This window comes from Streptomyces sp. NBC_00335, assembly GCF_036127095.1.
In the GTDB taxonomy this organism is placed as follows: domain Bacteria; phylum Actinomycetota; class Actinomycetes; order Streptomycetales; family Streptomycetaceae; genus Streptomyces.
Window position 1 is genome coordinate 8,571,064 of sequence record NZ_CP108006.1, and the last position, 17,356, is coordinate 8,588,419.

Sequence of the window (17,356 nt, forward strand, 5' to 3'; positions counted from 1 at the left end):
CGAGCCGGCCCGACTTTTGTCCGCGGACAAAAGTCGGGCCGCTGATCGTCAGACCCCCGGACCTTTCAACAGTCCCAGATCGACGCGCCGGGTCGCCTAGGCTGTCTGTCGAAAGTGGATCTTGTGCTGTGGATGATCACCGTTCATGGGTCGGGGAGATCTCACGGACGAGCAGTGGGCGGTGCTGGAGCCGTTGTTGCCGAAGGGCACGAAGGCGGGTCGGCCACCTGTCTGGCCTCGGCGGCGGTTGATCGATGGCATACGGTTTCGGGTCCGTACAGGGGGTTGCGTGGCGGGACATGCCCGTCGAGTACGGGCCTTGGGGCCGGGTCTACGACTTGTTCCGCCGGTGCCAGCGGAACGGCACCTGGCATCAGGTCTTCACCCGGCTGCAGTCCTTCGCCGACGCGAAGGGGAGGATCACGTGGGACCTGAGCCTCGATTCCACGGTCTGTCGTGCTCATCAGCATGCGGCTGGGGCCCGCAGGCAGGGTGACCTGCAGAAGGAACCGCCAGGCGGTGTGTTCACCGAACCCGAGGATCGCGGACTGGGTCGCTCACGCGGCGGGTTCACCACCAAGTTGCACCTGGCCGTCGAGCAGGGTCAGAAACCCATGTCGATCGTGATCACGGCCGGGCAGCGCGGCGACTCGCCGCAGTTCGAACCCGTTTTGGACAAGATTCGCGTGCCCCGCATCGGTCCGGGACGGCCACGCGTCCGCCCCAACCGCGTGCGGGCCGACAAGGCGTACGCCTCCCGCAGGAACCGCGGCTACCTGCGCCGCCGCGGGATTCGCTGCACCATCCCGGACAAGGCCGACCAGGCCCGCAACCGCCGAAGGCTCGGTTCCCGCGGCGGCCGGCCGCCGCGCTTCGACCCGGCCGACTACCGCGAGCGCCACGCGGTCGAGTGTGGGATCAATCGCCTCATGAGGAACCGCGCTGTCGCCACGCGGTACGACAAGTCGCTGTTCCTCGGTCGGATCGTCCACGGTACGACCGCCCGCTTCAACTACACGCAGCAGTGGCTTCAGCATGCACGCGACTGCCCAGCCGTCCACAACCTCCCAAGGCAGAACACCTAGGGCTCGGCGAGGCCCTGCGCCTCGCCCACCGGACGTTGGATGCCGCAGCGCTGCGGAAGCTCTCGCACGACCAGCATGTGGGGGTCGGCCGCCCCGCCCGCACGGCCCGCGCCCTGGCCGCCGACGCCGGGCTTACCCAGTGCCAGGAGTCCGCGATCGGGCGCTGGGCTGCCAGCGTGGAGAACTCAACAGCCATAGTCACCGCCACGGGTGAACGGACCCTAGCCCGATGACGAGGCCGACCGCGCCGCCCATCCTCCCAGGAGAGGAAACTGCGATCTTTGCCCAGGCGGACGAGCTCAACGCCCACATCGCTCGGTTCCTCGAACACTACGGGTAGGCTCGTATGTATGGGAATTGACTGGGAGAACATACTCGGCGCAAGCGGTAACGGTCTCGACGATGCCTACGACAGCGCGGTCTCCGCGGTCATCTACAGCGATGACCCGGTGGAGGACCGTCGGCCACTCCCAGTCGGCGAAGAGCACGACGACACAGACGGCTTGCGCTGAACTGAGCGCACGCACGAAACGCCCCGGCATACCACGGCGTTTCGCCGTCTCAGAGGTCGTGTCAGGTCAGGGGGTCAGTCAAGAGGCGGCCGAGCTCAACTCTGCGGCTCGTCGCCGCCTTCACCGAACTCGTCATCCCCGGCAACGGCACAGGCGAGGGCCAGCACTACGGCACGGGGGTGCTGCCCGAGCACCGAGGTCGCGGCCTCGGCCGATGGATGAAGGCCGAGTCGATCCGACAGGCCCACAGGGACTATCCGGACCTCGGTGGCCTCCTGACCGACACCGCCGACAGCAACGCGCACATGCGACGGGTCAACGACGGTCTCGGCTACACACCCACGCACACGACACACCAGTATCAGCTCGACCTTTAGCAGAGAGCGGACGGGCCGGACCGGGACATCAACCCGCCCGGCCTGTCCGTGCTTTCGCTACACGCCCTAAAGGTTGTTGCAGAACGTCTGGGATGGGGCATTCCTCTTGTATGGGTGGGGTGTTGCGGGCTGAGTCGGTGTGGGTGGAGACGTTCACTGGTCTACGGATGGACCGTTTCGCGAAGCTCGTGAAGGTGGTGCGGGAGCGGGGCGGAAACGGCCCAGGTGGAGGCCGTCCATGGTGCCTGCCACTGCCGGACCGGGTGCTGCTGGTGGCCGTTTACTACCGAACCAATCTCACGATGCGCCAGCTCGCCCCGCTCTTCGGGATCTCCCCGGCCACCGTCTGCCGGGTGATCAACAGGCTGGGTCCGCTCCTGGCGCTGGAGCCGGCCCCGCGACCCGTCGCCGACGTGGACCGGTTGTGGATCGTGGACGGCACCTTGATCCCCGTCCGCGACCGCACCGTCGCCGCCTCGTCCCGCAACTACCGCTTCTCCGCGAATGTGCAGGTCATCATCGACGCGGACAGCCGCCTGGTCGTCGCAAGCGCACGCCCAGCGCCCGGCAACAAGGCCGACGCCCACGTCTGGCGGGAATCGGACCTACCGGCGACGGCGGCCGGGACGACTGTCATCGCGGACGGCGCCTACCTCGGAACAGGGCTCATCGTCCCGCACCGCAGACGAGCCGGACGGCCCCTCCTGCGCGGCCAGGAGGAGGACAACGCCGAACACCGACGGGTCCGCGCCCGCGTCGAGCACACCTTCGCCCGCATGAAGAACTGGAAGATCCTCCGCGACTGCCGACAGAAAGGCGACAGCCTCCACCACGCCGTCCAGGCCGTCGCAACCATGCACAACCTCGCTATGGCCCGGTGAAACAGCAGGTCAGACAACATACAAGCCCGCCCACACCCACGCTTCTGCAACAACCTTTAGTACTACGGGGCTGGATCTGTGTTGTTCGGAGTCGCCTGCGTCGGCGGAAGTGATAACGCCAGGGGTCAGCTTGGTGTTTCCGGCGGAAGGTCAGCCAGGCTCAGTGGTCGCAGCCTTCGCCTTCGGGGCCGGGTAGTGGTCGTCGAGGTCAGTTCACACGCTTGCAGCGGATCGTGCCCTCGTTGGAGCCGGCCTTCTTCTCCAGCGAGGCCAGCACCCGCCGCAGATACCCCGTGCGCACGCCGCGACTCCGGCCGGCCGGGGTCGCCTCCTCTACGCCATGGTGACGGTCAGCCGCGCGGCGGAAGCTGGTCGTACGTCTTGAACGTGTAGTACGCGGACAGATTGATCGAGTTTCCGGTCGTGGCGGGGAGGCCGAGGCGGTTGTTGACGAGGCCGCCGAGGGGGCCGCAGCCGGTCGCGGCCGGGGTGGTGAAGGTGTCGTCGTACGCGTTGAACTTGATGATCGGCGGGTTCGTGGAGACCAACTGGGCGCTGCCCAAGCGCTTGAGGCGGAACTCGATCGGGGCGTCACCGCCGCCGATGACGCAGCCGTCGGGCAGGGCGGGGCTGACGGCGCGGAAGCGCAGGGTGAACAGGCCCATGTTGTTCCCGACGGAGTAGAAGTCGGAGCGGCCGCCGTACTCCGGCTGGAGGGTTAATGCCATCCGCGGGTTGTGCGCGCCGGCGGGCCAGCCGAGGATCCCGCCGGGCACGGTGGTCGGCCCGCCGCGCAGGGCCCCCCAGACCTGGCCGTTCGAGCCGTCGGGCAGGGGACCCTCTGCGTGGGTGATGGTCATCGGGGCGAGCTCGGGGAGGGTGCGGTTGCCGAGGGTCAGCGAGCCCGTGGCGGTCAGGACTTCGCACTTCCAGCGGGTCGCGTCGACCCCGGCGGGGATGGCGGGGCAGTCGCCGAAGTCGTAGGCGGGTGCGGCGGCCGGGGCGTTGGCGGCGGGCGGTTCGGCGGCCTCGGCGGCCCCGGTGGCGGTGAAGGCCGCGGCGCCGAGCACGGCGGCGAAGGCGATTCCGGCGCCGGTGCGGCGGAGGCCGGCCTGCGTGCGCTTGTCTGTGGTGATCTGCATGCCCTCAGCGTGCCGCTGGGCCCGCATCGCGGACTATCGGGGCGGCCCCTTGGCGTACCCCGAGCTGACCCTGATGCCACATCAGGGTGAGCCCCTTGCACGGAACTTGCGCCCACCATTGCAGAGGAGCCGCGACCTCGGGATGGTGCCGAGCCCGCTGTGGAATCCAGCCCTGTAGTACTAGTGCCGCATCAGGCAACGTTTGCCCTCTTGTGCTCTTACGTGCCGTCTTGGTGCTGTGTCGGGCGGCGCGTGACCGTCACCCCAATTGACAGTTGGTTACCGAACTGCGCCAGTCACGGCGCCAGGTTCCCTGGCGACGAATCCGGTCGTCGGCCACCATTGGACCAGTCACAGGAGTGCATGGAGTGGGGGAGATGCGAGTGGCTGAATCGAGGCCATCATGGCCGGTATTTGCGAGTCTGGGTGTCACGGCCCTGGGCATCATCGTTGGGCTAATGGCTTGGTTGTTTCCCATGGCCGACGGGGTGACGTCAGAGGGGCGGCGCTCAAGCGATACGGCTGAAGCCGGGGCAGGCGGGGGCGCACCTTCCGGGGGCACCCCGCAGCCCACTGAACCGAAGGCGCCGAAGACGCCCGAAGGGGATGCTTCCCTGTCGGCGGCGCCTGTCTCCCCGGCCCTCAGCGGCCGGACCCCTGCAGGCTGGGCGGGGACGTGGCGCGGTTCCACAAGCAATGACGAAGAGCTGATCATCGTGAATCTGCGGGCAGGGAAAGAAGGCCAGGCGGTCGGCACGATCGAGTGGCCCGTGGCGCCGTGCAAGGGAGAGCTGACCCTGGTGGCTGTCATAGGCGAAAAGCTGGTCATTCACGAGGTCATAACCGAGGACCCCAAGGGGACATGCCGAGCCGAGGCGAAAATCGACTTCAACCTCAAGGGGGCCACATTGTTCCTCGGCGGGTCGGAATGGGGAAAAGAAGCGACCCTGCGGCGTGCATGACAGCCGACCTCCGCCACTCTCGGCACATGAATGACGGGGGCTCGACGTCGTCTTAGGAGTCGCTTGGCTATGAGACGACCTCAAGAGGCTCGGCTGAGGTTCAGGCGACGTTCGCTCTGTCGACGAGGACGCGTAGGCGTCGGTCGTCCTCGTGGCGGTTTCGCCAGATGATGTAGCGGAGGATCATGCTGCCCTGTTCCTTGTGGTCGGCGTGGTCCGTGCCGTCGAGAGCACGTAGTGTCGGAGGTCAGCAATTCTGTTTCCGCGTCTGCGGGAATGAACCAGGCCGGGTCGTGTGGCTTCAAGCGAGGCTGTCCCTTTTCCCGCGCATGCGGGGATGATCCCGACATGGCGCCGGCTGGTCCGATCTTCCTGGACCGCCCCGCTGAACGCGCGGGGATGGACCCATCGACGGCGCGCCGATCATGTACCCCATGTCCGTCCCGCTGTTGCGGGAATGATCCGGTGTCCAGCGGGATCTGCGTGGTGGTCAGCGTCTTCTCCCCGCGCGCGCGGGGGATGAACCCTGGATCTTGTGCACCGGCTGGTCTGCCCTGACCTGCTCCCCGCGCCCGCGGGGATGACCCCCCGATGGTCCAGGCCGACAAGCACGACGTCGACTGCTCCCCGCGCACAGGGGGATGACCCCTTCTTGAGCCGCGCAGTTTGCTCGGACATCTGCTGATCCCCGCTGCACGCGGGGATGACCCCGGGGCGGACATCTGCGGCACGACGAATTCGCCCTGCTCCCCGCGTACGCGGGGATGACCCCGACAGTGCTCAAGCCCGGATGGTGTTCGACGCCTGCTCCCTACAGCCGTAGGGATGGACCCTCCTTGGCCGTGGCGCAGCTTGTTCTTCATGGTCCGGACTCGATTGTCGTACCCGGCGTCTAGGGTCCTGGGTGATGGGGCCGGTACCGGGGCCGCCAGCACTGGAGACGGGTACCTCCCCGGTCTGCGCGGGGGTGGTTACGGCCCAACCGGCGTCCGGGCTCTGTTGAGGGCCGCGAGCGAAGCCCGCCAGCGCCGGCTCCATCCCTGGCTCGGATGGCCGTCGGACTGGTTCCCCCGCTGAGGGAGCCGCCTGACACATGGGCGGCCTTCACCGATCCTGTGTTCCGGCCAAGCAATTCACCTCCGAACTCACCAAGGCCGAGGTCTGCCCCGAGATCTGGGACTCGCATGCCTCGCTGGGGTGCGCCCGCGCCCGCGGGACTCCCATGAGCCGGACTCCTCTGTGCTCGCTTGGAGAGACAAGTCCGTTCGTTCTAGGGCAAGTTGAGATTCTCCGAACCCGCCCTCCGGCCCGCGTCCCCCTGCTAGCGTCCTGCTTCATTCCAGCAGGCAACCGTTAAGAGCAGGAAGCGAACGATGCAACTTGGCTGATTCGATACGCCCTCGGTGGGATCCCCGGCGGCAGCCGTGCGTACGGGTCCTGACCCTCGACGACCGGCTCGTCGAGCTCAGCCTCGTCGACGTGCTCCACGATGCCGATGCCCTTCGCGGCGTGGAAGGGGACACGCCGGGGGAGAAGGTCGCCGTCATCGAGTTCCTGCTGGCCATCTGCTTCGCCTCCGGTACCTACCCGGCGTCCGCCGCCGAGTGGCCGGCCTGGGTCGACGGGAAGGACGGGCTGAGGCCCGCCGCCGAGTGGCTCGCCGGGCGGCCCGAGGACGAGGTGTGGGACCTGTTCCACCCGACCGAGCCGCTCGGGCAGAACTCCCTCCTCGCCCCCTTCCTCGACCAGCGGGGCGCCGGCCCGGCGCAGCTGGTGATCGAGCAGGTCGGCGATTACAACCAGTTCTTCGACCACCACCACCTCGACCACCCCGACCCCTTACCCGTCGCCCGCGCCTTCCGCGCCATGCTCACGCAGCACGTGTACGGGCCGGCCGGACGGGCCCGGATCTCCGGCAAGGAGACGCTCGGCCCCACCATCACCAACCTCGCCGCCACCCGCCTGGGGACCCGAATCCGCGTCATCGCGCTCGGCGAGACCCTCGGCGAGACCCTCCGCCTGAACCTGGCCCCCGTCTCCGGGCCGCCCGGCGAACTGAACCGCTCCTGGACCACCGGCAAGGAGCGCCGCGGTTTCACGACGAAGCCCCAGGCCCGCCCGGTCAGCGGTCCCGCGGACCTGCACAGCTACCTCGGCCGGTCGGTCCTGCTCCGCCCCACGCCCGAGGGGGACGCCGTGGACCGGGTGCTCCTCGGGGCCGGCGAACTGCTCGCGCTGACGGAGGAGCACCTCCAGGACGCGGTCTCCGCCACGCGGGCGGACGGGACGAGCAAGCCGCTCTGGGCCTCCGCGACCCGCGCCGTGTGGCGCGACGCCCACTCCCTCTACGCGGCCGTGGACAAGGCCCGTTCGTCCGACGGAGCGAACGACGGCAAGACCCTGTACCGGCGGCTCGCGCTCTTCCCCCCGGAGGACGTCGCCCCCGAGCCCGGCCAGCAGCCGGCCCGCCGCGTCGAGCTGTGGACCGTCGGACTCGTGGCCAAGCAGACCACGGCCATCACCTGGGTCGACGGGACGTTCCCCTTCGCCCCCGGCCTGGAGGCGCGGCTCTACCTCGCCTCCTTCCGCGGTTCGGAGATCGCCGAGTACGTGGCCTCCGCCCTGAGCAGGGCGGCGTACGCGGCCTGGACCGTCGTCTACCCGAACCCCAAGCCGGCCGACAAGACCGGCCAGATCGCGCGCTTCGACGCGCGCGGCATGCACTGGGCGGCGACGCGGGAACCGTTCGACCTGCTGATGGACGAGACCACCATCGGCGAGCCCGTCCAGGAGTGCCTGCTCGACTACGCGGCCACGGTGGCCGCCTCCGCCCGGGGGTTCCTCACCGCGCGCCTCGACTCGCTGCCGCGGAGCAGGCAGGGCGCCAAGGCGCAGGCAGCGGCGCTGAAGCGGTTCGACGACGAGCTGGCCTCGCCCAAGGCGCCGGCCGAAATCCGAGGGGAGAGGGCATGACCACCCGAGCCGAGTCCGAGGCCAAGTCCGGCCCCAAAACCAGTGAGACCAGTGAGAGCAGCGCCGCCCTGACCGCCTGGCTCGCCAGCCTCGTACACAACCGCCACTACGGTAGCCTCGCCGACCTCCGGCGCCCCCGGGTCCGCAAGGAACCGCACTTCCGGGCCATCTGGTACAGCCCGGGCGTGGAGCAGGAGGAGATCTACGAGCAGGTCGCTTTCCTCTTCGCCGTCTACCACCAGGGCAAGTCCGAGCCCTCCTATGGCTACGGGAGCCTCGGAGAGGCCGCCCGTCGCATCGGCAGCGGCGAGAAGCAGGGTCCGGAGGACCCCGGTGCGGCCCGTCTCGTCGACCGGATCGTCTCCAGCCGCCGCATCCCCTGGCGCCACCTCCAGCACACCGTCGCCCGGTTGCGCGCCTGCGGAGCGAAGCCGCCCTCGTGGGCCCGGCTCGCCGACGACCTGAGCCAGTGGAACGACCGCAAGGCCCGCGTCTCCTACGAGTGGGCCGTGGACTTCCACAACTCTCGCTCCCGGGCCGCCGGTGCCCGCACCGCCGGCACGATCGCCGACCCGACCCAGAAGGGCACCACCACGTGACCAGCAACGCCACCTCCACCGGGCGCCAGTTCCTCTCCCTGCACCTCCTGGAGACCCTGGTCGCCGTGCTGCCCGTACGCGACGAGAACGGCTCGCCCAAGTCCATCGTCTACGGCGGCACCGAGCGCCACATGATCACGAGCCAGGCGCGCCGCCGCGCAGAACGGGTCCACACCCGTGACCGCGCCAACAAGGGCATCGGCGCCCTGGCCGGCCGGACCACCGCCACCCGTACCCGCGAGTGGGCACTGATCACCAGCCGGGCCCTGGCCTCCGCACACGGATGGGACCCGGACGAGGCCGTCCGTACGGCCCGTGCCGTCATCGAGGCCACCGGGCTGAAGTTCGGCGACCCGGGCAAGAAGACCGTCGCGAACCTGACCAAGGTGCTCCTCTTCGCCCCCTCCGACGCCGGCACGCGCATCGCCGCCCACATCCACGAGCAGGCTGCGGAACTCCGGCCCTGGACGGCGGAGTACCTGACCGCACAGGCGGCGGCCGCGCCCAAGCCGAGGAAGGGCGGCCGCAAGAGCGCCGCCCAGGAATCGGCACTCGAAGCGGACGAGGCCGCGGAGGCCGTGGAAGGCGCGGCTGCCCCGGCCGACGCCAAGCTGCCCCCGCTGCCGGCGGCGACCCGCGCCGCGGTCCTCACGGCCCTCGCCCCGCGCGATGCCATCGACATCGCCCTGTACGGCCGCTTCCTCGCCGAGATCGCAGACTCCCCGAACGTGGACGGCGCGGTCCAGAGCAGCCATGCCTTCACCGTCCACGAGGCCGAGCAGGTGGACGACTTCTACGCCGCCGCCGACGACGCGAAGCTCGACCGCAAGAAGAACGCCCTGGACTTCCTCGACATCGCGGACGACGCCGGCGCCGGCATGACCGGCTACCAGTCCCTGATCACCGGCACCTTCTACCGGCACGCCGTACTCGACCGCGTGAAGCTGCGTACGAACCTGCGGGCCGCCGGCATGACGGTCGAGGAGGCCGAGGAGGCGTCGGTGGCGGCCGAGGAGGAGTTCGTCACCGCCTTCGTCGACGCGTTCCCCGAGGCGAAGAAGAACTCGACCGCCTCCACCGGTTCGCTGCCCGCCCTCGTCCTCGCCTTCGAGGGCGAACGCCCGTACAACTACGCGGCGGCCTTCCAGGCCCCGATTGACGAGAACCCCGAGGACAAGGGCGGCGAGGGCCCGGCCGGGCCGGCCGCGGTCAAGCGGCTGCTGAAGCACCACGCCTTCGTCAGCACGCGCCGCCCCGACATCACATCGGGCCGCGTCCTCACCTACGACCCCCAGATCGACGAGCTCCTGGGCACGCTGAAATCCCCCGGCGCGGAGCCCGTCACCTCCGCCAAGGGGCTGACGGCGTGACGCACGTCCTGCTCGTACGGCTCGCCGCCCCCCTCCAGTCCTGGGGGGCGGTGTCACGCTTCGCCGCCCACCGCGACACCCACACCCGGCCCACCAAATCGGCGGTGATCGGGCTGTGCGCGGCGGCCCTCGGCCGGGACCGCACCGACCCGGTGGACGACCTCGCAGGGCTCGTCTTCGGTGTACGCGCCGACCACCCGGGCACTCCGGTACGCGACTACCACTCGGTCGGCGCAGGCAAGTACCCGCTGCGCCCGCGCGACGTCATCACCGACCACCGGCGGGCGGCGGCGGTGGCCAAGAGCATGGAAGCCGCCGATGGACCGGGCTTCGGGCACCACGAACTGGCCGGGTGGTACGGGGCTCCGAAGAAGATCGCCGCCGATCCCGTCTCCGGGGTCCTGGTCTCGGGGGAGCTCTCCCGTACGGCGCTGATCACCGAGCGCTGGTACCTGTCGGACGCGGCCTTCGTCGTGGGGCTCCAGCACGGGGACCGGGCGCTGCTGGAGGAGATCGCGTACGCCCTGGAACACCCGAAGCAACTGCTCTGGCTCGGCCGGAAGTCCTGCCCGCCCTCCGGCACGCTGGCCGCCGGCATCCTGCCCGGCACGCTCGCCGAGGCCTTCGCCGCGAAACGACTGCTGCCGGGTCCGGAAGGCCCCGACACCTCGGGCCGGCGGCCCTGGGCCTGGCTCCAGGCGGCCTCGGGTGGGCGGGGGGCCTCCCCGGTCAACGATCAGCCCGTCAGCTTCGACCCGGCCCGCCGGACCCACGCCACGCGCTGGGAGACCCGTACGCGCGTCACCATCGCTCCGAACGCCACCGAATGGGACATCATCCCGTGAACACTGCGCACTCCGGGACGCGTACCGCCACTCCGACGGCACGCTTCGTCGCCACGCACTCCGTCCTGTCCCTCAACGCCCGCCACCCGCTCGTCGCCAAGTCACTGGTCGACGCCCAGGAGATGCACCGCACCGTGATGAGCGGATTCCGCGGCTGGGTCGAGGACGGCGACCCCGACGCGCGCTCCCAGATGGGCGTCTTGTCGACCTGGTCGGTGGACCTCAAGGCGGCGGCGCTCGTACTGGTCGTGCAGTCCCGGATCCCGGGTGACTGGGCCCGCATACCGCGAGCGGCTTTCACGGCCCCGCCGCACATCATCACCGTCGACCGCACCTTCAAGGCGGGCGAGGTCGTGGGCTTCCGTACGGTCGTCAACCCGACCCACAGCCGCCCTCCGGCCAACCCCACCGGGGAGAAGACCCGCGGCACCCGGACCGCGCACACCACACCCGAACACGTGAAGCGCTGGTTCGTACGCCGCCTCCAGGCCGACGGCGACCCTGCCACCGCCGAGGACGGCGTGGTCCGCATCGGCGCCACCGCCGACCCGGACAGCCTCGGCATCCGCATGCTGCCGACTCTCTCCAGCGCCCACCGCCGCAAGCCGGTCCGCATCGGCCGCGCCGAGATCCGAGGCGCCCTGACGGTCACCGACCCGGAAACCCTGGTCGCAGCCCTCTCCAACGGCCTCGGGCACGCCCGCGCGTACAGCTGTGGGCTGATCCTGACGCGCTGAGGGAGACGTGATTCGGGGGCCGACTTTTGTCCGCGGACAAAAGTCGGCCCCCTCAAGAACGGGCTTCACGGGCTCATCAGGCCGGCCGCGCGGTCGCATCCCCGCGTACGCAGGGCCTGGACTGGGTCTGCTCCTAACGAGAGCCATCCCCGCGATGGCGGGGGAGTACTGCGGATCAGAGGTTAGCTCCCACCGGAGCGGGAGGCCAGTACGCGCCGCCATGGCCGAGATCTGGCCAACTCGCCGGTGGTGCCTGCCTCGAGCAGCGCTACTTCCGCTCGCCCCGCCGCATCAGGATCGTGAGCGTCGCGCGGGCGTCGCGGCGGCGCTGGGGGTTGCGGGAGAGCACGGAGGACGCGGCCACCGTGACGACGGCGCCGGTGAAGGCGAGGCCGGTGGCGGCGGTCAGGGTGGCCGCGTCCTGGAACACGGACTGCAGGGCGGACAGCAGAACGGACATGGGGATTCCTTCGCGTCGTGCCCGGCGGATCCTCCGCCTGGCGTGGTTCCACAGGTATCCACCGGGCGAAGGTGTTCCGGCGATGTCCGGAGAGCTTGAGTGAATGTATTTGTGCAGGTCAGGGAGGGGAGAAGAATGGTTCCGGAGAAGTTCTCCGCCGACGATGGTGAGACCGGCGGTCAGTTGCCCGAGTTCTCGGTGGAGCTGGCGGCGCTCTACGCGGCCGCGGGCGGAGGCAAGCAGCTCACGCTCAGGGACCTCGTCGAACTCGGCGTGCCACACGGCTTCAAGGTGGCTGACTCCACCCTCAGCGGATGGCTCACGGGACCTTCGGTTCCCACCCGGGAGCGGCACGTCCGCTACGTGCTGAACCTGCTGATCCCCCTCCTGGAAAGCCGGGCGGCCCAGCGCAGCAAGGCCCACCAGCGAACGGGGACCGAGACCTGGCGTGCCAGGCGCGATGCGGCGCAGGCCATCCGGAAGAGCGGGCAGGGAGGCCGCGGCCCCCGGATCGGCGCGGCTTCGCCCGGCTGGCTGCGCGGAACCTCGACTCAAGCCCTCCAGGACGTACTGCCGCACGAGTTCGTCGACCGGGAGGAGGAGCTCGACGAACTGGCGGCCTTCCCCGCGGCCCCGGACGGCGGTCCCGCGTACGTGTGGTGGCAGGCGGACGCCTGGGCCGGGAAGACCGCTCTGCTCGCCTGGTTCGCCACGCGGCGCCTCCCGGCGGGTGTCGACGCCGTGCACCACTTCATCGCCGGTCGCCTGGGCACGAATCGCCGGGAGGACTTCCTCCTGGCGCTCGGCGAGCAACTGGCTTCGGTGGCCGGCCGCAAGCTCCGGGCCGCGGAACGCGGGCGGCCCGAGGCCCTGCCCGCGCTGGTCGAAGAGGCCGCGAAGGCCAGCGCCGGCCGCCACCGGCGCCTGCTGCTGATCGTCGACGGCCTCGACGAGGACGCGGACGCCGCCCCGGGCGGGAAGAGCATCGCCGCGCTCCTGCCCAAGCAGCCCCCGTACGGCATGCGCGTCATCGTGTCCGGACGGGCCAACCCGCAGGTCCCGCAGGACGTGGCGGAGGGCCACCCGTTGAGGGATCCCGGCATCGTGCGGCGCCTGGCCGCATCGCCCGCCGCCCAGGTCATCAGGGACACCGCCCTGCAGGAGTTGGATGCCCTGCTGGAGGACGAGCGCGTCGGATCCCCGCTTCTCGGGCTGCTCGTTGCCGCCCAGGGCGCCCTCACCGGCGCCGACATGGCCGAGCTGGCCGAGGTCAGGCCGCACGATGTCGCGAAGAGGCTCCGCAGCGTCATAGGCCGCAACATGGCGCCCACCGACAACGACGTCCTCATGCTGGGCGCCGCACGGGACCCGGACGACGACGCCCGGCAGACCTTCGTGCTGGCACACGAGGAGTTGTACCGGGCCGCCGCCGCTGCCCTCGGCAAGAGGGAACTGGCCACGTACGAAGCGCGCCTGCACGCGTGGGCCGACGAGTACCGGAACGAGGGCTGGCCCGAGGACACCCCGAATTACCTGCTCACCGGCTACACGCGGCTCGTGCGGCACGGCGGGGACACCGATCGACTCGCAGACCTCGTACTCGATCCGTGGCGCCAGCGCCGCCTCGTCCAGGGCTCTGGAGCGGACGTCGCTCTCGCCGACCTGGCGCTGGTTGCTCCGCCGGATGCCGATGGCCCGCCGCCGAGTCTTGCCACGGCGGCGAGGGCGGCCATGTCCCGGGAGTGGCTCCTGCCGCACACACGGCCCCTGCCACGATCCGTAGCGCGGACGGTCGCCCGGCTCGGTGACGTACGGCGGGCCAGGGCGCTGGCGGGCGCTTCCCCGGATGCCTCGGCGAAGGCGGTGCACTTCGCCGACGTGGCCCGCGTACTGGCGGGGACCGGGCACAAGGAGGCCGGTGACGCCGCACGGGAGGCGGGGGAGTGGGCGCGTACGGGACTTCGCCAGGCCGGAACCTTCGGGTACGCCGGAGATGAAGTGGAGGCGGCGGCCGGCCGGGCCGCGCTCGCGCTGATGGCCACGGACCAGGTGCCAGCGGGCTTGGAGCTGCTCCGCGTGATCCGTGGATCGAGTACGGCCCGGTACGAGGCATGGGCGGAGGCGGCCGCCTTCCTGGCGCCGGATCACCCGGAGTCCGCCGCGGAACTCCTGGACGAACTGGAGGACGAGGCCGCGGACCTGGTCGAGGAGCCGGCGGCGGAGGGAGCCGCCGCAGCCGTCCAGATCTGGGAGATCGTCGCGACCGCGGCCCCCGACCGCACGGACCGGCTCCAGGACCGGATCCTTGAGCACGCCCACGCGGTGTGGGATGCGGCGCCGACGCTGGAGAACGTCTCCGTACTGGCCGCTGCGGCATCGGCGCTGTCGCAGGACCGGCTGGAGGAGGCCACGAGCCTCGCGGCCCTGGCCCACCGGCACGTTTCGGCGCTGCTCCTACCCGGCACCGAGCCGCTTTCACCCGCGGACGCCTTCCACCTGGAGTTCGGCTTCCGCCACACGCTCGCTCGGCTCGCCGCGGCCCTCACCGACATCGGGATGCCCGAGGATCAGGTCGGCCGTCGTCTCCTTGAGCCGCTGGAACCGAGGCTCCCCGGCGGGCCGGAAGACTGGTCCGAACACCTCGGCGACATGGATGAGGGCGGAGCCGACTCCGAGGCCGAACGGCTGGCCGAGGAGGCCTTCAGGCTGGCGGAACTGGGCAACGACCCCGAGGCCAAGCACCGCTTGGACGAGGCCCTCGCCCTCCTGCCGACCACAGGCCGGGGGACGGGCCGGGCACCCCGGTGGATCCCCGCCCTGGCCGCAGCCCTCGTACGGATCGACGCGGCGGATGACGTCGAGCCACTGCTCACCCCGTGGCAGGAGCCGGCCGACCGGGCGCGGGCGTATGCCGCATCGGCCCTGGCCTACGCCGACCTCGACCGTCTCGACGACGCACGTCGGATCGCAGAGCGGGCGGCGCAGGCCGCCGGCGGGGCGACTCCCGACAGCACATGGGCACACGTTGCGCAGGCCCTGGCCTGCGCGGGAGAGGGGGAGGCGGCGGAGGACCTCCTCCGGCAGCACGTGGTGCCCGCGGACCGCAGCAAGAAGGCGGAGTGGCGGCGCGCGGACCGGCTGGCCCGCATCGCCGTCGCCTCGGGGCTCGCGGAGCGAGATCCGGAGAGGGCGGACAAGCTGATCCTCCCGCTCCTCGAAGACCTGCATGCCAGTAAGGACTCACCACAAGGGATGTTCACGCTGCTGGCCCGCCTCGCCGGCCTTCTCCCCGCCGTGACCGCGGCCGTGGCCGACGGGGAGTACCCGTACGCCGGGCTCCTCCAGGAGGTGCAGGACGTAGGGCTCGACTACGCGGACCGGAAGGATCCGAAGACCTGGCAGCCCGAAACGGTCCTGGTCCACGCACTGTTGCGCATCGGCGCGGGCGAGACGCCCGGTCGGCAGCTGGACTGGCTGACCCGTGACCTGGCGATCCGCGGAGCCGGGCACTTCCCCACGACCGCCCTCGCGGTGGTCCATGCGGCGCTCGGCGACCTTGAGGCGGCTGGCCGGGTGGCCGAGCGGCTCACCGACCCGCGGAGCCGGGGAGCCGCTCTCACCGCGATGGCGGGCCACCTCGCCCGGGTCCCGGTACGCCCTCTCCCCGCGGTCGACCCCGCCGGGCAGGACCCGTTCACCCGCACCATCGAACATCTGGCCCTCGATGCCACGCATGGCGTACGGGCCGACGAGCAGGCGGCCAGCAGGTTCCTCCACCTGAGCTTGACCACTGCAGGCTGGTACTACACGCTGCCAGTCCTGGCCCGGGTCGAGCCGGAAGCGGTCGCCCGCGCCGCGGACATCACAGTCGTCCACGCCCGTGCTGCGGGAAGTAGGGAGAAGGGCGGCGGCCGCTTCCCGCCCTCGCGGGGATGACCCCGTCGTGGACGCCGGACACGCGGAGAATCACCCATGCTCCCCGCGCACGCGGGGATGACCCCTCCCCACGCGCGCCAGACGTACGCCGCTCGATCTGCTCCCCGCGCACGCGGGGGATGACCCCCGCTCCTACGCGGACGGCACTTTCGGCACCAACTGCTTCCCGCGGACGCGGGGATGATCCCGGGAAGAAGTACGAAATCCACGTGCATGAGGCCTGCTCCCCGCACACGCGGGGGATGACCCGAGGACGCGAGGAAGAAGCGCGACGAACTTCTCTGCTCGCCCGCGCACGCGGGGATGACCCCGCCCACCGCCCTGGCGTCTCCCGTGCTGGTGGCTGATCCCCGCGCACCCGGGGATGGCCCCATGCCGAGCGTCCGGTTGTAGACCGAGGTGATCTGCTCCCGCGATCGCGGGGATGACCCTTCCCACCGGCCGCGCTCTTCCATGGCTACCGGCTGCTCCTCGCACGCGTAGGGATGAACCCAGTCGATGAGAGCGGTAGGAGCCGCACATCGGAGGAGCCGAGGGGACTCCGGCCCAAAGGCGATCTTGTTGTAGCCGCCCCCCGACAGGGTGCCCAGTCGTCCTGACGGGCGGTCGCCGCGGGCGCGTGTGCGGAGTCGGCCAGGACCCGTACTCCGCCGGCGATCTTCATGGCCTCTGTGGCGACCGCGGCCACCGCCGCGGTCGTCTGCGCGGCGGCGAGCCCCGGCGCGGGGGCGAACTCGAGTTGGAGTCCCGACCCGTCGGGGGCGACGGAGAGGGTGTGCCACTGGTGGGTGCCGTCGAGGGTCAGTCGGCCGGCATCGGTGGCGGCGGCAAGCTTCTCCCTCGCCTCGGTCACCTCCGCCGCCGAGTAGGCGGCCTGATGGGTGACGACGGAGAGGCCCTTGCCGGCGCGCTCCGTGAGGGTGCGGACCTTCGTGGGCGGCTCGCCCTTCCAGTACAGGTTGAGGCGGCCCTTCTCGGGGTCGACCACCAGGCCTGCGTATCCGGGAAGGCGATGGCGCTGGTCCTCCGGAAGGTTGTCCGTGAGCTTGTAGGCCAGTTCGTCCAGCGCGTGCTGGCGATTCAGCGTCGCGGCGCCCGTCGGCTTCGTTCCGGACGGGCGACGGGTTGGCCCGCCGCCACCAGTCCGCCCGATAACGCGGTCATCGTGATGAGTGCGACGAGTGCGGAGCGCTTCGATCCTCGTCTCATCATGTCCTCAGGTCGGTCGTAGGTGTTCGGTCGTCTCGTGAACCTGGCGGAGCCTGTGGACCGGCGCCGCTGTCGGCCGCGCGGCTAGCCGCTAGCAGCTGTCCGCCATCCGCTGTCCGTGCTCTCCGTAGTGGCTGTCCGACCGGCTTGTGGCATGGCATGACTCCTTCAGAGCGTGTCCTGGTGGGGCTCGTGACCCGGCCGTGCAAGGGGCCGGGCCCGGCGCGGCCGCCCCCCGACGGCCGCGCCGTTGTCGCCACCCCTGCGG

13 protein-coding genes and 2 pseudogenes are annotated in these 17,356 nt (G+C 70.6%); 11 read left to right on the forward strand and 4 right to left on the reverse strand.

From position 1 onward, the window contains the following. The first annotated feature begins 145 nt into the window (after positions 1 to 145). The 4 genes and pseudogenes from OHA37_RS38830 (at position 146) to OHA37_RS38845 (ending at position 2,855) form a co-directional block, all read left to right on the forward strand. Positions 146 to 1,085, forward strand: a protein-coding gene (locus OHA37_RS38830) for an IS5 family transposase (RefSeq protein WP_443046277.1) whose coding sequence is annotated in 2 segments (ribosomal slippage) — positions 146 to 280 and positions 282 to 1,085 — 939 coding nt in all. Because the reading frame shifts where the segments join, the coding sequence is not laid out codon by codon here. 350 nt (positions 1,086 to 1,435) lie between these two features. After that, positions 1,436 to 1,597, forward strand: a complete 162-nt coding sequence (locus OHA37_RS38835; protein ID WP_167346444.1) for a hypothetical protein — start codon at positions 1,436 to 1,438, stop codon at positions 1,595 to 1,597. Between the two features lie 110 nt (positions 1,598 to 1,707). Further along, positions 1,708 to 1,974 (forward strand): annotated as a pseudogene (locus OHA37_RS38840) (GNAT family N-acetyltransferase); the annotation flags it as partial. 110 nt (positions 1,975 to 2,084) lie between these two features. Then, complete coding sequence (locus OHA37_RS38845) at positions 2,085 to 2,855, forward strand: transposase family protein (RefSeq protein WP_266913950.1); 771 nt, start codon at positions 2,085 to 2,087, stop codon at positions 2,853 to 2,855. 350 nt (positions 2,856 to 3,205) lie between these two features. Here the strand turns inward: OHA37_RS38845 and OHA37_RS38850 are convergent, their stop codons facing one another. Continuing rightward, complete coding sequence (locus OHA37_RS38850) at positions 3,206 to 3,997, reverse strand: hypothetical protein (protein ID WP_266913952.1); 792 nt, start codon at positions 3,995 to 3,997, stop codon at positions 3,206 to 3,208. 476 nt (positions 3,998 to 4,473) lie between these two features. Between OHA37_RS38850 and OHA37_RS38855 the strand changes: the two genes are divergently transcribed. Then, complete coding sequence (locus OHA37_RS38855; protein ID WP_266913954.1) at positions 4,474 to 4,959, forward strand: hypothetical protein; 486 nt, start codon at positions 4,474 to 4,476, stop codon at positions 4,957 to 4,959. Between the two features lie 100 nt (positions 4,960 to 5,059). Here the strand turns inward: OHA37_RS38855 and OHA37_RS38860 are convergent. Beyond that, positions 5,060 to 5,188 (reverse strand): annotated as a pseudogene (locus tag OHA37_RS38860) (IS630 family transposase); the annotation flags it as partial. A 1,151-nt stretch (positions 5,189 to 6,339) separates the two neighbouring features. Here OHA37_RS38860 and OHA37_RS38865 point away from each other — a divergent pair. From OHA37_RS38865 to OHA37_RS38885, 5 genes are read left to right on the forward strand one after another with little or no spacing between them, the layout of a single operon-like run. After that, positions 6,340 to 7,932, forward strand: coding sequence for a type I-E CRISPR-associated protein Cse1/CasA (locus tag OHA37_RS38865; protein ID WP_266913956.1), 1,593 nt, complete (start codon positions 6,340 to 6,342; stop codon positions 7,930 to 7,932). Then, positions 7,929 to 8,531, forward strand: coding sequence for a type I-E CRISPR-associated protein Cse2/CasB (casB, locus tag OHA37_RS38870; RefSeq protein WP_266913958.1), 603 nt, complete (start codon positions 7,929 to 7,931; stop codon positions 8,529 to 8,531). Before OHA37_RS38865 ends, casB begins: the two co-directional genes overlap by 4 nt. Further along, entirely contained in the window at positions 8,528 to 9,901 is a 1,374-nt protein-coding gene (locus tag OHA37_RS38875; protein ID WP_266913960.1) for a type I-E CRISPR-associated protein Cas7/Cse4/CasC, read from the forward strand. Before casB ends, OHA37_RS38875 begins: the two co-directional genes overlap by 4 nt. Continuing rightward, positions 9,898 to 10,746 carry a type I-E CRISPR-associated protein Cas5/CasD gene (gene cas5e, locus OHA37_RS38880; RefSeq protein WP_266913962.1) on the forward strand — a complete coding sequence of 283 codons (849 nt, stop codon included), beginning with the start codon at positions 9,898 to 9,900 and terminating at the stop codon, positions 10,744 to 10,746. The genes OHA37_RS38875 and cas5e overlap by 4 nt, the downstream gene beginning before the upstream one ends. Next, the gene (locus OHA37_RS38885) at positions 10,743 to 11,483 is read left to right on the forward strand and encodes a type I-E CRISPR-associated protein Cas6/Cse3/CasE (RefSeq protein WP_266913964.1); all 741 of its coding nucleotides are present in this window, start codon (positions 10,743 to 10,745) and stop codon (positions 11,481 to 11,483) included. The genes cas5e and OHA37_RS38885 overlap by 4 nt, the downstream gene beginning before the upstream one ends. A gap of 268 nt (positions 11,484 to 11,751) precedes the next feature. On the opposite strand, the gene OHA37_RS38890 is transcribed toward OHA37_RS38885, so the two are convergent. Further along, positions 11,752 to 11,943, reverse strand: coding sequence for a hypothetical protein (locus OHA37_RS38890; protein WP_266913966.1), 192 nt, complete (start codon positions 11,941 to 11,943; stop codon positions 11,752 to 11,754). Positions 11,944 to 12,078: 135 nt separating this feature from the next. Between OHA37_RS38890 and OHA37_RS38895 the strand changes: the two genes are divergently transcribed. Beyond that, a complete protein-coding gene (locus OHA37_RS38895; protein WP_266913968.1) occupies positions 12,079 to 15,879 on the forward strand; it encodes a hypothetical protein in 3,801 nt (1,266 codons plus the stop codon). A 457-nt stretch (positions 15,880 to 16,336) separates the two neighbouring features. Here the strand turns inward: OHA37_RS38895 and OHA37_RS38900 are convergent, their stop codons facing one another. Beyond that, positions 16,337 to 16,867 (reverse strand): hypothetical protein, encoded by a 531-nt coding sequence (locus OHA37_RS38900; protein WP_266913970.1) that lies wholly within the window; start codon positions 16,865 to 16,867, stop codon positions 16,337 to 16,339. Positions 16,868 to 17,356 lie beyond the last annotated feature (489 nt).